Annotated in this window: 10 protein-coding genes; 3 read left to right on the top strand and 7 right to left on the bottom strand. The window is 41.2% G+C overall.

Annotated elements, in window-relative coordinates:
* The first annotated feature begins 229 nt into the window (after window positions 1-229).
* Together FD725_RS00165 and FD725_RS00160 are read left to right on the top strand one after the other, a co-directional pair.
* The gene (locus tag FD725_RS00165; RefSeq protein ID WP_179046261.1) at window positions 230-1,891 is read left to right on the top strand and encodes an ABC transporter substrate-binding protein; all 1,662 of its coding nucleotides are present in this window, start codon (window positions 230-232) and stop codon (window positions 1,889-1,891) included.
* A 109-nt stretch (window positions 1,892-2,000) separates the two neighbouring features.
* Window positions 2,001-3,026: an ABC transporter permease gene (locus FD725_RS00160; RefSeq protein WP_179046260.1), complete on the top strand. Its 1,026-nt coding sequence runs from the start codon at window positions 2,001-2,003 to the stop codon at window positions 3,024-3,026.
* Window positions 3,027-3,209: 183 nt separating this feature from the next.
* Here FD725_RS00160 and FD725_RS00155 read toward each other — a convergent pair whose 3' ends face one another.
* The 7 genes from FD725_RS00155 to FD725_RS00125 all read right to left on the bottom strand — a co-directional run bounded on the left by FD725_RS00155 (window position 3,210) and on the right by FD725_RS00125 (window position 14,704).
* Window positions 3,210-3,491, bottom strand: coding sequence for a type II toxin-antitoxin system YafQ family toxin (locus FD725_RS00155; protein ID WP_179051362.1), 282 nt, complete (start codon window positions 3,489-3,491; stop codon window positions 3,210-3,212).
* Window positions 3,487-3,702, bottom strand: a complete 216-nt coding sequence (locus tag FD725_RS00150; protein ID WP_179046259.1) for a hypothetical protein — start codon at window positions 3,700-3,702, stop codon at window positions 3,487-3,489. The genes FD725_RS00155 and FD725_RS00150 overlap by 5 nt, the downstream gene beginning before the upstream one ends.
* A gap of 376 nt (window positions 3,703-4,078) precedes the next feature.
* Window positions 4,079-9,274, bottom strand: coding sequence for a response regulator (locus FD725_RS00145; RefSeq protein ID WP_179046258.1), 5,196 nt, complete (start codon window positions 9,272-9,274; stop codon window positions 4,079-4,081).
* A gap of 124 nt (window positions 9,275-9,398) precedes the next feature.
* A complete protein-coding gene (locus FD725_RS00140; protein ID WP_179046257.1) occupies window positions 9,399-12,290 on the bottom strand; it encodes a methyl-accepting chemotaxis protein in 2,892 nt (963 codons plus the stop codon).
* 17 nt (window positions 12,291-12,307) lie between these two features.
* Complete coding sequence (locus FD725_RS00135) at window positions 12,308-12,838, bottom strand: chemotaxis protein CheW (RefSeq protein WP_179046256.1); 531 nt, start codon at window positions 12,836-12,838, stop codon at window positions 12,308-12,310.
* A gap of 13 nt (window positions 12,839-12,851) precedes the next feature.
* Entirely contained in the window at window positions 12,852-13,217 is a 366-nt protein-coding gene (locus FD725_RS00130; RefSeq protein WP_015139860.1) for a response regulator transcription factor, read from the bottom strand.
* Window positions 13,218-13,552: 335 nt separating this feature from the next.
* Window positions 13,553-14,704: a response regulator gene (locus FD725_RS00125; protein WP_179046255.1), complete on the bottom strand. Its 1,152-nt coding sequence runs from the start codon at window positions 14,702-14,704 to the stop codon at window positions 13,553-13,555.
* A gap of 397 nt (window positions 14,705-15,101) precedes the next feature.
* Here FD725_RS00125 and hmpF point away from each other — a divergent pair, with 397 nt between their 5' ends.
* Window positions 15,102-16,853 (top strand): pilus motility taxis protein HmpF, encoded by a 1,752-nt coding sequence (gene hmpF / locus FD725_RS00120; RefSeq protein ID WP_179046254.1) that lies wholly within the window; start codon window positions 15,102-15,104, stop codon window positions 16,851-16,853.
* The last annotated feature ends 6 nt before the right edge of the window (window positions 16,854-16,859 follow it).

Raw genomic sequence — 16,859 nt, 5'->3', positions numbered from 1 at the left:
TACAGCTAAGATAAGATCAAGGTAAAATTAATTAACTTGAAAACTTCCAGACTTTAGAGGCAAAAAATTATACTCTGGCTGAAGAGTATTGAATTTATGTTGCTGAAATTATTAAGATTTATGCGCAAAATGCGATGAAGCGATCGCCTAACTGGCTAGTGAGGAATAACATATAAAAGCGATTTATATAGTATAATTGCTGACCATTATTTTCAAAAATTGGGATTTTATGACCGGGTTTGCTTTTTCCACAAGACAGTGGAGTCAGATCACAAAATTTTGCTCTTTATTCTGTCTCTGTTTATTTTTAGTTATCAGTTGTGCGCCTCGTTCACAGACAAATACACCCACAACTAGTTCTAATAATACCCCCACAGGGGATGGTCGGATTACTGTAGGCACAACCCTCAAGCCCAGGACTTTAGATCCGGCGGATGCTTATGAACCAGCATCTTTGGGTTTGGTGTTTAATATGAGCGATCGCCTTTATACTTATGAACCAGGTAGTACCGAAATTCAGCCACAATTGGCGACAGCACTACCAAAAGTCAGCCAAGATGGATTAACTTATGCTATACCCCTACGTCAAGGCGTAGTTTTTCATGACGGAACCCCCTTTAATGCTAAAGCAATGGAGTTTAGCATCCGCCGCTTCATTGAGAATAAAGGCAAACCCTCTTTCTTACTAGCAGATACTGTAGATTCGGTGAAAGCTACAGGTGAGAATGAACTGACAATCAAACTGAAAAAACCCTTTGCCGCGTTTCCCTCCTTATTAGCATTTTCTGGGGTGTGTGCAGTTTCCCCCACAGCTTATGAAATTGGCGCAGGGAAATTTAAACCAGATACTTTTGTCGGGACTGGGCCTTATAAATTAGCCCAGTATGGTACAGATTCATTACGCTTTGATTTATTTGACAAATATTGGGGAGAAAAACCACAAAATAAAGGTGTGAATGTGCAAATTCAAACTAGTCCAGTTAACTTATTTAATGCCTTTCGGACTGGTGCAGTTGATGTAGCTTACCTTTCCTTACAACCAGACCAAATTCGCAGTTTAGAAGACAGTGCGAAAAAAGGAGATTGGCAAGCGATTACGGCACAAGGTAGCGTTGTGACATTTATGGCATTAAATCGCAATCAAAAGCCTTTAGATAAACTAGAAGTCAGACAAGCCATAGCGACAATTCTTGACCGTGAACTGTTAAATCAACGCGCTTTATTTGGTCAAGCTGAACCACTTTATAGCTTAATTCCTAAGACTTTAAATGTTTCTCAACCAGTATTTAAAGATAAATATGGTGATGCTAACTATGACAAAGGGAAACAATTGTTAACTGCGGCTGGTTTTTCTAAGGAAAATCCGGCAAAAGTGCAAATTTGGTATCCATCTAGTTCAGCTACTCGTAATTTAGCAGCCCAGACATTGAAAGCGATCGCTGATCAAAATATGGATGGTATACTGCAATTTGAAGTCAGCACCGTGGAAGGCCCGACTTTTTATAAAGACATTTCCAAGGGTTTATATCCAGCAGCTTTAGTTGATTGGTATCCTGACTTTTTAGACGCAGATAACTATGTACAGCCATTCTTAGCTTGTCAAAAAGGGTCAGTAGCTAAAGGATGTGAAGAAGGTGCGAGTCAAGCTCAAGGTTCTTTTTACTATAGCGAAGCAGTCAACAAACTAATTGATCAGCAACGTCAAGAACAAAATCCTGCCAACCGTCAGAAAATATTTACCCAAATCCAAACACAATTGTCAACTGATGTCCCCTACATTCCCCTATGGCAAAGCAAAGACTATGTATTTGCCCAAAAAGGTGTAAATAACGTACAACTTGACCCAACCCAAAATCTCGTTTATAAGTCAATAGTCAAAGGTCAACAATAAGTTTTGCTACATTTCTCTGTGTCTTCGTGCCTCTGTGGTATAAAAATTACCTTTTAAACACAAAGACACAAAGACACAAAGAAAAATATATTTGACTACACATCCGCCTATGTCTCGCTCAAAAGCGCTGCAATATTACATCGTCTCTCGGTTACTGTTTGCGCCACTGCAACTTTTAACCATCATTACAATTGTATTTCTTTTACTCAGAGCTACGCCAGGAGATCCAGCCGATGCAATTTTGGGTGGACGTGCGCCAGAGAGTGCTAAACAGCAATTACGCGAACAACTAGGTTTAAACCTACCTATATGGGTACAGTATCTCAATTATTTAGGTGCTTTGCTGCGATTTGATTTAGGTACATCTCTCACAAGTCGGGGACAGCACGTTTGGAATATTATTGGACAATATTTTCCCGCGACAGTAGAGTTAGCAGTCTTTAGTATGGCTGTAGCGCTGATGGTGGGAATTTTCGTAGGTACACTTTCCGCTTCCCGTCCTGGAACCTCATTTGATCTTGGTGGACGCTTGTTTGGCATTATCACCTACGCCCTACCGATGTTTTGGGCAGGAATGCTGTTACAGTTGATTTTCTCTGTACAATTGGGTTGGTTTCCCAATTCCAACCGTTTTCCGCCAAATCTCCCTGCGCCTAATCCCATCACTGGACTATACACCCTTGATAGTCTATTTGCTGGTAACTTTAGTCAATTTTTCGCATCCTTGCACCATCTAGCACTTCCCAGCCTGACTTTAGGAATTTTGCTCAGTGGCATTTTTGAGCGCATTGTCCGTGTTAATTTAAAGCAAACCCTCAAATCTGACTATGTAGAAGCAGCGAGGGCTAGAGGGATTGAGGAAAATAAAATCTTAGTGTCTCATGCTTTGAAGAATGCCTTAATTCCCGTGATTACGGTTTTAGGGTTAACCTTTGCGTCTTTGCTGGGTGGTGCGATTTTAACCGAAGTGACATTTTCCTGGCCGGGGTTAGCCAATAGACTATATCAAGCCATCTCCGATCGCGATTATCCCACAGTCCAAGGTGTGTTGGTATTTTTTGGGGCGATCGTTGTTGGGGCAAGTATTTTGATTGATATTCTCAATGCTTATGTTGACCCACGTATCCGCTATTAGGGAAAAATGATAGCAATTTTCGAGCCATGTAAAAGTTCATGAACAACAACACTAGAAACGGCAACTTCTGATTTATGAATATCTAGTTTGTGCAAAACGTTGACATTAGGAATAGGGCGTGCTGGCTCTGAGAGAATATTAGTTTTAATCTCTACATCAAAGCTTGAGTCTCTATTTTACCATTTAATAAACTTCATCATGGCTACCAATATCAATCAATAAAATAATCATTTCTAATAACTTATCATCCTCAGACAAATTAAAGATAATTCTACAATCATAAGCAACAGAACAAGACCATAACCCCGCTAAATTTCCTGTTAACTTATGAGACTTCAAAGACGGTGTAAATGGATCATCTGCCAAAAGCCTTAATACATTAACAATTTGATTCTTTAATTGCGGGTTTTCCTTTGTAATCTTCCTAAAAGACCCCTTAAATCCACTACTCCAGACAACTTCAATCATCATCTCCTAGTAAATCAGTGATCAAATCATCAACGCTTCCTCTGTTGGCTGTACCATCCTTAAAAGCCTGCATCACTTCCTGAGCATTAGCCAAAATTTCAACCTGCCGATTCTCAATTCGTTGCTGGCGAAGAAACTCAAATAAATACTCTCGATCTTCTGTGGGCAAACTTTCAATAGAATTAATAATTTCTTGTAAAGTCATCATAGAACCTGCCAATCAAGTAAACTCTATCTTTACTAACCCTATTTTAATCTTTAAATCCAAAGCCTCAGCCTCTTACATTTAGCCAATTTCCGCAAAAATATGATATAATTTACGGCGCAGTAGAAGCAAATGTTTCTAGATGGCAGAAGCAGCGATTAGCGTAGGCTAGCAAACACCGCAGGCATTGCTGGATGTGTCAAACCCAGAGCCAGACTAGTTTTATCTTTAGAATAGCTGAACCGTATTGGGGCATATTGACAGAGTTTAGGTATTAGACATCTGGTAGAAATTAATTCTGCGTTGCCCGAAATCCTTGTAGAGACGTTGCACTGCAACGTCTCTACATTCATTTTCACCAGATGTCTATCAGCTATGACTACGTATTTACTAACTTCTCTCCTTTGAGCATTCTGACTGCGGCTTCTAGTAAAGCTTCTTCTAAGTAAGGCTTGGTAAAGTAGCCACTAGCACCGAGTTGAATGGCCATTTGCCTGTGTTTGTCTGCACCTCTAGAGGTGAGCATAGCAATAGGTAGATGGTTGAGGTTAGAGTCTTTTTGAATCCGTGAGAGTAATTCCAGTCCGTCGCAACGGGGCATTTCGATGTCGCAGAAGACGATATCGCAAGGTAGCCCAGAACGGAGTTTATCCCAGGCTTCTTGTCCATCACGGGCTTGTTCAACACGGTAGCCTGATTTGTTGAAGGTGAGTGAAAGTAATTCTCGGACGGTGATGGAGTCATCGACAATCAATACTGTCGGATCAATTTTCTCAATGGGTGCTTCTGGGACGCTGGGTGGTGCTTGTTGCGGCCAAAGTGTACCACCATTGTGCTTGGACATTCGTCCTTGGAAGATATCGATAATTTCTAATACATCAGCGATGGGCATGATGCGACCATCACCTAAGACTGTAGCACCGGCAACACCAATCGGTTTTGGCGCTGGGCTTTCAAATTGCTTAATGACAATTTCTTGCTCACTCAATACTTGGTCTATCTGGAGAGCAATTAATGTATTTCCCGATCGCACGACGACAACAGAAATCATATCATCATCTCGGTTGCCACCGTAGACGTTACCGCGACTCAGCTGACGATTAAAGGTTAACAGTTCTTTTAAAGGTTTGAATGGTAAGACTGTATCTCGCCAAGAGATAAACGATTGTCCATCAGCATTGTGTTGGACATTTTTGGTGGGTATATCCAGGGTATCTTCGACACCATCCATCGGGAAAGCAATCCGGGCTTTATCTGAGACGCAACATAAGGCTTTACAAATACTCAATGTCAGTGGTAGGCGAATTGTAAAGGTAGTTCCTTTGCCTACAGCAGAATCTGTGTTGACTGCGCCACGAATTTCGCTAATTTCCGAGCGTACCACATCCATGCCCACACCACGACCAGAAATTTCATCGGCTTCGTCTTTGGTACTAAAACCTGCTTGGAAGAGTAAGTCGTAAATTTCCAGCCGGGAAATGGTTCTCGCCTGCTGTGGTGTCATCATGCCAATCTGAACAGCTTTGACTTTAATCCTTTCTGTATCAATGCCTGCACCATCATCACCCACGGAAATTACGGTTTGGTTGCCTTGGTGAAAAGCACGGATGGTAATGATTCCTACTGGTGCTTTACCTGCGGCTTGCCTGACTTCTGGGGTTTCAATCCCGTGGGCGATCGCATTATTCAACATATGAGTTAATGGATCAATCAGATGATCTAAAATCATCTTGTCAATCAAGGTATCTCCACCTTCAATCACTAACTCGACTTGTTTACCAAACTTGATGGCATTATCTCGCACACCCCGCCGCAAGCGATCGATGGTTTGAGAAAAGGGAACCATGCGGGCGCGTGTGAGTCCTTCTTGTAGTTGGGTGGTAACTTGCCGGAATTGTCTAGCGACTCGTTCGGTTTCTTCGGTGACAAAATCAATGTCACTGGCTGACTCCCGCACTCTGACAATTAGTTCAATCATTTCTTGTGACAAGGTGTGGAAGGGGGTAAAACGATCCATTTCTAATTCGCTAAAACCCCTATCTGTCTCAGCTTCAGGTGCTTGGTAAGCGACTTCTCTAGTTTTGCGACTAGCCAGCAAAGATGCTTCTAGAAGCGATCGCTCATACAATTCTTGCATCCTTGCGCCTACATCTGAGAGCTGTTGCACTTGCACCAACAAGTTATCTAGAGATTGTCGCAAACGTTCATGATCTTGCTCTAGGGTGTTGCGATTGACTACTAATTCACCTACCAAGTTACTCATGTCATCCAGTTGTTTGACTGGCACTTTCATTGTCTCTTCAAATCTCGCACTGCGACGAGTGGAAGTTCGTGAGATTTTACCTGTAATTGGCTTGGTGGGTGATGAGTGGGATATAGTTTGATCTGCTTCTGCTAGGAGTTTTTCTAGATCACCAAAGTCATCTCCTAAATCTAGCGATGAATTGCTATTGCTAGTGTTTGCTGAGATAAACTGCTCTACAGGTGCTGGCGTTACCGCAGGTGGCTGATGATTTACAGGTTCTAGGTGATTTTCTTCCACCAGCAAGGCTTCTAGGGCTGCGAAATCATCAGAGGCGATCGCTGTATTATCAGTACTGGGGAATGTTTCTACTGCTAATAGTGTTTCTAAATCAGCAAATTCATCTTGAATATGTGTGTCTGCTGTTGGTGTGGCGTTTTCTGTTGTCGGCTCTGATATTGGTGTTGTCTCTACCAGCTGCGTTGGTGAATCTGCGGTTGCTTCTGAGGTTGATAGGGTTGTAGTTTCTACATTTTCATCAGATTCGCCACTAGTGATCACATCTGCAAATGCAATACTTGTTAAGTCTTCATTGAGGGAAAGTTCATCGTCAGTTAATGCTGTTAGCTCAGATTCTACAGTCAGGAAATCATCACTCAAGCTGAATTCTGCTGTCGCATCACTAATTTCTGCTAATTGAATATCTGTTGATTCGTTAGTTAATGCCAGGAAATCATCACTCAAGCTGAATTCTGCTGTAGCATCACTAATTTCTGCTAATTGAATATCTGTTGATTCGTTAGTTAATGCTAGTAAATTATCACTCAAGCTGAATTCTGCTGTAGCATCACTAATTTCTGCTAATTGAATATCTGTTGATTCGTTAGTTAATGCTAGTAAATCATCACTCAAGCTGAATTCCGTGCTGGCATCAGAAAATTCAATAATTTCTAAGTCAACCTCTTGTAAAGAGGAGTCAGCAACTAAACTTTCCCAATCCCCCGTACCTGATGCCATTTCTAACTCACCACAGGGTAATTCTAGGGGTTGATTAGTAAATTCAGGAATAAAATCTAGAGCTTCTGGTTGTTGAGAAAAACCTTGAATTTCGCTTGAGGCAATTGAGCGATCGCTAACACTAGAAGTATTAACCGGATCATCTAATGTTAAATCTGCAAATAGATTATCTTCAGTTTCTGAAGGAAATTCTTGGATAAAAGTCAGGTTGAAATCTTCCAGTTCTAAATTGTCTGTTGCAGATGCAGTAGATTGGATATTTTCTCCAAAAATTTCTCCAGAAGCTGCTGCCGCAAATAAACTATCTTCTAGAGCTTTAGCTATATCTTGCTCGACGACAGATTCTAATTCTGACTGTGATGATACTTCAATCTCTGGAACCCAAAAATCACCTAAATTGTCATCTGTTTGGGAAAAGTCTAAGACTGTTATCGGTGGTAAGTCAAATAAATCACTAATTTCTAATTCATTTTTTAATGATGGTGGATTTTCTGGAAAATCAGTAAACAGATTATCTAATTCTAAATTTTCTGATGGCGTAATTAACTGAGATTCAGGAATATCGTCCAGTTTAATTTCTTCTAAACTACTTATATTTGTATCTGTGCCTGAGAATAAATCATCAAAGTTTTCTGATGTTGCGAGTGGATTTATTTCACTATGAGGTTGTGTATTGTCATCTATTTTTAGTGATAATAATTCTTCTATAACATCCTCGGAATCCGGTAATTCATGAGATTGTTGGGTGATTTCTGGTAATATTTCGGCGTTATTACTAACAGATTTCAGAGAAATTTCTGATTCTAAATTATCTTTTTCTAAGAAAATGTCACCAAATAGTAAACCTAAATCTTGTGTCGTTTGTGTGATATTTGGAGACGCTTGAGTATCCCCATCTAGGATGAGAAAATCAGCTAGATCATTATCAACTGCTGCAACATCATTAACACTAGTATCTGTAGCAACTTCACCAGTAGTTGATATCTCTAAAATTTCTTCTTGTTGCCAAGTTTCATCTAGTTCTGGTGTTTCACCTTCAAACAAATCAGCGAGAGTATTTAACTCGGCTAATCCAACTTCCGGCCCATGAGTATCTACACGGTTATTAGACAGGAGTGAATTATCTTCAGTATCAAATAAAATATTGTCAGCGATCGCTTTTTCAGATGCGGTACTTTCTACTGCGACTGGGGTGGGATCAAGTTGCTCAGATATTTCTGTAAGACTAGTGACGCTATCGGCTGGCAAATCCAAAATATTTCCATCATCAGAACTAGCAGTATTTGCCGATAATTTTTCGTTTGGATTTGCCTTAGTTTCTGGCAAAATTAATGATTGAGTAACTGTAGGTGGGACATCACCGAGTAAATTTTCGGCAATTTCCAACATTGGCATATCGGGAAAGCCCCAGAGTGTTTCTAGCTGGTGACTAATGGCAATTTCCGATTCTCTCCCATTGAGGACTAATTCTTGCGCTTGTTTAATTTCTGTGATGACGATTTTGGCTAAAGTCAGGTAAGTATTTTCTGGATTAGCGATCGCATTAGCTGCGGCTTTACACAAATTCGACCAATTTGGGAGATTCCACGTTTTGCCAAGTTGGGCTAATTGCTGACAACATTCCTGGAGATTTTGTCGAGATTCTGAGGTTGCTGGTTGCTTAAACAGTTGCAACATCTCGCGTAATCTCTGTAAAACCTGGGCTTGGAATTCACCCCAATGATCATTAGTGGTTGCAGCCATGACAGCTACTTGTGCAGGCTGAGGTACAGATATTTTGGTATTGTTGTCGGCTAAAGTTACCGCATTTGGACGGAAGAAAATTTCTGTCAGTGTACCAACACTATCACTCACAGGTGAAGCGATCGCCCTCTCAGCAGTATTACTGCCATTTTGTTGTACCAGTTGTTCTAAATGCTCATTTAGCCATTGAAAAACTGGTTCTGTTTCTGACATTAAATTACTAGCAGCTTCTTCTGAAAGACCAAAAGGGCCACTCAGATGTTCTAATAATGCCTTGAGAGTATCAGAGACACCCAGAAATAATGACTCTAATTTTTGGTCAACTTGGATGGGATTTTCTTTGAGAACTTTAAAACAATCTTCTAAACGGTGGGACGTTTGCTGAATGCTAGTTAGTCCCAGCATCGCTGCTCCTCCTTTAATGGAGTGAGCCGCCCGGAAAACTTCGTTGACCATTTCCGGGTCGTTTAAGGTACTTTGAAGATTCAGCAATCCCTGCTCAATAGTGTTCAGGTGATCCCGCGCTTCTTCAATAAAGTAACCTAAAATCCTCTGTTGTTGTTCCGGCAGCATAATTCAAAGTGGTGAGTAATTAGTGAGTGCTGAGTGCTGAGTAGTGAGTGCTGAGTGGAAGTCGGAGAGTGCTAACTATTGACTAATGACCATTGACTAATGACTAATAACTAATGACCATTAATTACTTCGTTTCCATCGTTTCTACACGGAAACGTTCTACAGAAGAAATCAAGTCACGGGACACTCCGACTAAGTTTTGGAGAGCGCCGGAAACTCGTTGGGCTTCTTGAGAAGTTTCTTGGGCTGTGAGTTCTACAGATTGCATTACCTGAGCAACGGCGCGGGAGGTTTCCGTTTGTTCTACGGTATCACTGGTAATTGAGCGCACCAAAATATCGATGCGATTGGCAACTTGAATAATGTTTTCTAGCGATCGCTTGGCTTCTTCCGCTAGCTTTGTGCCTTTAATTACCTGTTGTGTACCTTCTTCCATCGCTGTCATCACCGAGCCGGTTTCGCTCTGGATTTGCATGACAATCTGTTCGATTTCTTTCAAAGATTTAGCTGATTTATCCGCTAATTGGCGGACTTCATCTGCCACAATCGCAAATCCTCGTCCCGCTTCGCCGGCTCTGGCAGCTTCAATACTGGCGTTGAGGGCGAGTAAGTTAGTCCGGGAGGCAATCTGCGAAATTAATGCCACAATTTTAGAAATTTCTTGAGAAGATTCTGCCAACCGCTTCACCTTACGGGTTGTTTCCGCGACAGTTTCCCGAATTTCCAAAATCCCCGCTACGGTATTTTCTACTGCTTCCCCACCTTTGAGAGCGATCGTACTAGCATCACGAGCTACTTTCTCTGCTTCCCGTGCTGCTTCTGCCACCCGTTGAATCGAGTCTGTCATCACCTGCACAGAATTTAAGGTGACGGCTAACTCTTCCGCTTGGCGTAAAGCATCACTAGATAAGGCTCTAGCAAAGGTTTCCGAGTTGGTTGCCCCTTTGGTTACTTCCTTCGCCGCTACTTTTACCTGTTGCACAATGTCCCGCAGGTTTTGAATAGTTAAGTTAAAGGCATCGGCAACGGCTCCCAGCACGTCGGCAGTGACTTCCGCTTGGACAGTTAAATCCCCTCTGGCTGCGCCTTCCACATCATCTAAGAGACGAATTACTTGACGTTGCAAGTTTTCTTTGGCTTCCTCTTGTTCATCAGCTTTACGTTGGGCTTCATGGGTGGTAGTGAAAATTACCCGCGCCATTTCGTTAAACCCAGCCGATAATTGCCCCAATTCATCTTCCGAAAACACTGTGGCTTGCACATTCAAATTGCCTTGACGCACAGCATCAAATTGCTTTTGCAAGTCTTTGGTGGTGCGCCGGATTTGTTTGAGGGTGAGATTACCCATAAAACCGGCTGTAGCAAAACCAGCAACACCAGCTGCCAAAGACATTGCCCAACCTGTGTTTCGGACTGATTCTCGTTGTTGGGGGGGAGAAAAATTGGTAGCGGCAAAACTGACTGTAGCCACCACTAAAGCGGAGAAAACACCGACTGTTCCCGCTACTAACCAAGGTTTTGCATCGAGAGAAGCATTTTCTAGCGGTGCTAACCAACCCTGTTCGACGTTGACATTAGCTTCTACCTTGGCAACTTCAGACTGGCTAAAGATGGGTACTGATTCTTGAGAACCAGTGATGGTGAACAGTTCCTCATCGCGATCGCCTGTTGTACTGCCTAAGCTTACCTCTCCGGCTTGACTGCGGGGAATGCTATTAATTTCCGTAGAACTGGAAAGCATCACATCACTGAAGCTAGAATCCGTGTCATTCAAATCAAACCCAGGAATATTCCCTAAGTCATCAAATTCATCAAAGTCGTCTAAAAACTCGATATTACTCTTAGAATTTTCTTTATGGAGTAAACTACCCGTCTCTTCATCTGTAGTTATACTCTCGGAACCAAAAGCTGACTCAAATGCCTCGAAATCAAAACTCTCATCAACATCAAAGCTATTTAAATCAGCTTTAGGACTAGTTGTATCCAGAGATTCTTGAGGATAAAAATCACGGTTGATAGATTTAGGCGGTGGGGAAAAATTATCTTGCTCTGCTATTTCCTCTAGCCAATTTTTAGCTTCTGGTTGAGAGAAATTAGCAGAACTAATATTTGCCGCGTCATCTACAGGCTTTGCACCGTTTCTCTCTTCTTCTTTAACAGTTATTAAATCTTCAGTATCTGGGATATTTGGTGTTGGTTCTACATCAATATTTTGAGATTCTGGAGTTTCTTCTATCTTCAGAAATTCCGCAGCTGAAGCTTCACCAATAAAACTGTTTGTGGTATCAAATTCGGCAAAAGGTGATTCACTACTAGTATTTTTATCAATTTCCGAAGTTGCCTGACCATCTAAAGAATTATCATCACTTTTTGACTGTTCCAGACTATCTTCTTGCCAAAAAATCGGCAGTTCTAATTCGGCTGAGTCTTGATTACTAATAGTATTTGCATCTGATTTATTTACAGCAAAAGGATCATCACTAAAAGTTGGTGTAGATGTTGAGGTTTCATCTAAAGATATGCTGTCAGAAAGACTGGCAAATGGACTACCCACAGGTATTTCCACTGCTCCTAAAACTGGTTCGGCAAAAGCATTCAAATCAAAACTATTACTATCAAAGTCTTCTATCGCTCCTAAATCCTCTAATTCCGGTATTGAAGATGATAAAAAATCTGATGTATCTGTAGTATTTATGGGTTTTTGATGATCAACAGATGTCGCTTTCTCTGGTACAAGCTGTTGACATTGGCTAATATTTTCCAAGCCATTACTAGCAAGTCCCAGAATTTCCAAATCATCAGTTAATTGCAAAACTTTTGTATATTCTGACTCTGCCACATCATATTGCTGCAAAACATAATAGATGTGACCTCGTAATAAATGACAATTAGGATCATCCGGTACATTCTGCACAACCTGATCAACTAAACTAGCGGCAACTTCATATTTTTGTTGCGCGTAGGCTGTACAAGCCTGCTGATAAGTTTCGAGGTATTTGTCTATACTTGCTGCCATTTGCTCCCCTCTCATATTCATCCTGCCCACCTTGCACTCCGTAAAATTGCTGTTTGATCAAGTAGTCTTAGAGACTGGTTGTTTTTCGGCTCTAATAACCACTCTCCACGCAAAAAAGGAGCCATTGTATCCGGTATGTTTGCAGGTGGCATGAGATGTTGTGCATCTAGCCAGTCCATACCTCCAATTGCGTCTACAGCTAAACCGACAATAGTGTCTTGCTCTTGAACGGCAATCACCGGAATTTCTGCTCGGTCTGTGTTTAACGGAGTGGCTTCTCCTAAAAATTGACCCAAATCAGCTACCCAAATTACTCGACCTCGTAGATTTAGAGTACCCAAAAGTAAGGGAGAAGCATTAGGAATTGGGGTAATTCTGTCAGGACTCAGTTCCATCACCTCTCGAATACCAGTTGCGGGTAGTGCAAACTCCTGATGCGAGGGAATGTAAAATCGCAAGTGTAACTCACCTTCAGGACTTTCTACTTGTAATTCAGGACGGAAATGGTCTTGACCACTGCCATTTAAAAAGTCCGGTAACTTGACCATGTTGTTTTCGTCCTTATCCTCGCAGCAGTTGTTTGACTGTTCCCACCAATTCGGTTGGTTGAAACGGTTTAGCTATGTAAGCATCCGCACCTTGTTTCATGCCCCAGTAGCGGTCAAATTCTTCACCTTTGGAAGAACACATGACTACGGGAACATTTTGGGTTTTGGGGTCGGATTTTAATCGACGGCAAACTTCATAACCGTTCATGCGGGGCATGACAATATCCAAAACCACTAAGTCGGGGGGTTCGGTTTGTATGGCCTCTAGTGCTTCTAATCCGTCGGTGGCATGGGTGACTGTTAGGCCACTGGCTTTCAGGAGGTCTGTGATCATCTCCCTTTGTGCAAGACTGTCTTCCACAATCAGAACTGTACTCATAAATGGCTATCTACCTCCTGATGTAGACGTTCCTCTTTGGAACATTCCCTGATCTCCCCACGTAATTTAATGTATAAATTAATTTTATTGTTTGGTTAATTTATTTCGCTTGCAGCTTGTCAGTTGTCAGTTGTTTTACTGATCTGGTTAAATGTCGCCTCCCTGTGTGAATGGTAACTTTTAATAGATAATCATGTGGTTTGGGAATTGGTTGATTCTGTGATAACATTTTTTACTCTATCTTTGATGAAATCAACAAGTCTGTTTTCTAAGAAAAAGGCAGGGGTAGAAAGTATAGATTTCTTCACCAGTTCCCAGTTATGAGTACCCAATCCCTAGATTACATATTTTTTTATAACCGTAAGTAACTCAGTGTCAACAACAGGTTTTGTTAAATAAGCTGTGGCTCCTACCATTTTTGCTCGGATTTGATCTATAAATTTATCTTCACTAGTCAGCATAATCATCGGTATATACCGAAAAGCTTGGGATTGCCTCAACATGGCGCACATCTGATAACCATCTAATTCGGGCATGGCAAGGTCACATAGTATTAAATCGGGTTGGAGTTGAAAGAGCAAACTCAGTGCTTCTAGGGGATTGGTGAAAGCGATAACTTCATATCCTTGTGGTTGCAAAATTGACTCTACAGTTGCACAAATGGTCTTTGTATCGTCAATACATAATATCTTTACTTTTGGTTTTGTCAGTATTTGAGTATGAGTTGTTTGAGAAGATGTGAGTCTGAGCCAACCTTGCTGGGTATATGGATATATGGCTTTAGCGACTGTTAAAATATCTCGGTTGAGATGACGAGCTAATTGACGTAGGGAAGTTTTGCCGTCAGCCCAATGTTTAAGTTTGTCGATGGTTATCTGTGGGAGTGAGGAGTGCAAGCGAACTGTATTAGCTAATATGGGTAGCTGTTCTGGGGATTGGATGTAAGGAGATAACTGATACCATTCTTGTAATTGTTGGCTAATTTGGCTTACCAGTGGTGAAATCTCCCAGGTTGTAAGTTGGGGTGCGATCGCTATATCCTGAAGAAAACTAAACCTCCCATTGGTTAAGCTCAGTAAGTCAAAAAGTGTTTCACAAATCAGGCGGTAGATGATATTTTCAGCCATTTTGGGGTTAATCAGATTCTGGTCTAATAATGCCCAAATATAGCCATACTCTAAAGGATGCTGTTTTTCTAAGCTTTCTAGTTGTTGTTTGTCTAAACCCATCTCCACACGGTAATAGCGCAAACAATCTTCAACCCGTGACAAACTACTATCTTCTCGTTGGCAATAAATTATTTGACCATTCAGGAAAAAAATCCACCACGACTGTTGTGAGGATTGACTAAAATGCTCAGATTCTCCAGCGCTTTTGTCGTGATTTTCCTGTTTAAGAACTTCAATCAATAATTGCCCAGTTCGCTGCCCTAATTCAATTAATTGCAGGAGACTGCGAAGATCAATTTCATGTAAATTTCCCTGCATTTAGCTTGAAATCACTCCCTATAATGCTGTTGATAATTTTTGCTTTGTCCCATGCTCAAACTGCATGAGTGTGTTGATGATTGTTCAGCTACTTTCAAAATATATTTCGCTCACAACTAGTGTTAATCAGAGAATATATTGAGCGACAAACTGTAAAGTTTCTTAATAGACTTTGATAAAGCTAGTGATAACACGGAAGTCATCATCACTATCACCAGTACAGAATATAAAGACGCGACTCAATTGTCGTTATAAATATCAGGACGCAATATATCGCGTCTATAAAATAGTTTTGTTTGTTTTGTTTTGCTCAATTGAGGCAAAATCAAACGAGTTAGCAGAATTATCATAAAGTATCAAAAAACACGGGCATCAAGTACACAAGAGGAAAAGCGGTGTGCTGTATTTAGCAGAAGTACAAAAGCAGAAAGGCGGCTTACTGGGTGGTAGTTCCAAAACCGAACTAAAACTGCTAGCTTGTCAGCGAACCGACCAGAATTGGAGTACTGTGTCGGAAGAAGTAATTGCGGCGGAAGAAGCTAGCAAATTAAACGATGGCGCACTAGTTTTGGTAGAACTGACTCCGAATCGCCAAGTGCAACGGATTCAAGAAGCAGGTAGACCACTCGTAAATATTTTGCAGAATTTTTCCCGACAGGTGGAAAAATATAAGCTGAAGGAAGACGAAATTACCCAGTGGAAGGAGTCGCTGACATTTCAGGCGCAAGAGTTGAATCGCCGAGAAATGGACATGGAAGTGCGGCTAGAACAGTTGCAACAAATGGAAGAAGATGCACAACACCTGGATGCACAAAAACAGGAGGTTGATACATCTCGTGAGCAAATCGAGCAGTTGCAGGCAGAAATTGAACGTAACCGTCAAGAATTAGAAGGTGCTTGGGAGCATTTGCGGGGTGAGCAGCGTCGTCTAGAGGAGCGTTTGCAAGAGGGAAATGTTCTAGACCCAGCACAAAGTCAGAAAATTAGCGAATTACTTAATCGCTTGTCTAGTCGAATTGCCCCTACAGATATAGTCCGGGAACACTTACATTTAGCTGGGGAATTAGTGGAAAGACAGCAAGCCACTCTCAACCCCCACTGGCAAAATCTGGAACAACAACGCATCCTGACTAATCAACAACAACAGCAAGTTGATCAACTGGCGCAAACATATAGCGATCGCCAAAATACATTAAAACAAGCACAAGATTCTTTAGCGCAGCAAACAGCACAATTAAAAGTCAATACAGCAATTCTCAACTGCAAGCAAGAACATCTCCGCATCATTAAAGAACAATTGCAATCTCAAGAAGCTTTATCTCAACAAATTAATTCTTTGGCTGCTACTTCTGGGAATGTACCTACTAGTCAAAAAGTTGATATCCAAGCCCTAGAAAAAATGCCTTTGGATGAACTACAAAAGCTGATACAAGATTTATCGGAAAAACTAGAAATAGATTCTACTTTTGTTCATGATCAAGAACAAGAATTGACTTATAAACAAGCAACCATAGAAGAATTACAACAAAAAATCAATCAAGCAGCTGATCAAGATTTAATTAATTTGCAAATGGAATTGTCAGATGAACAAGACCTTTATCAGATGCTGAATCAAACTTTGGTAGGACAACGGCGTAGTTTATTGGCACGGCAGAAGTTTATCAAGCAGCACCAAATTGTGTTGTGGAAACGACAAGGGCAATCTGTGAGTGATGCCCAAGAGGATAATAGCATCGATTTTAGTCCTGTGCTTTTGCAAGTTGATAGCCGACGACAACAACAATCCCAAGAATTACAGAATCTAGAACGAGAAATTGAACAAATGCGATCAGCGATCGAACTAGATCAAGGGATGATTGATAATCAAAGTCATGATTTGCAAGAAAAGCAGCAAGAACTGACAACGATGGAAGCTAACTTAGTTGCTCTCAAAACGGAAATGACTGAATGTTGGGGGCGGGTAAATCTTTATCAAGAAACTCTCCAACCTATCCAAGATTGTGTAGATGAGTTAAAACAAAAGCTGCAAGGAATTGGCGAATCTTTAGCGGAAGTTCAAGAAACTGCTGATTATCAATTGCAAGCGATCGCTGAAATTCGTCAGACTGTCTATGGTTTGTTATCTCAGCCGGAATTAGTAGCTTCTTAGTATTTT

This window comes from Nostoc sp. TCL26-01 (genome assembly GCF_013393945.1).
GTDB lineage: Bacteria > Cyanobacteriota > Cyanobacteriia > Cyanobacteriales > Nostocaceae > Trichormus.
Note: the sequence above shows the minus strand (reverse complement) of the source record. Positions and strands in the feature narration are given on the sequence as shown.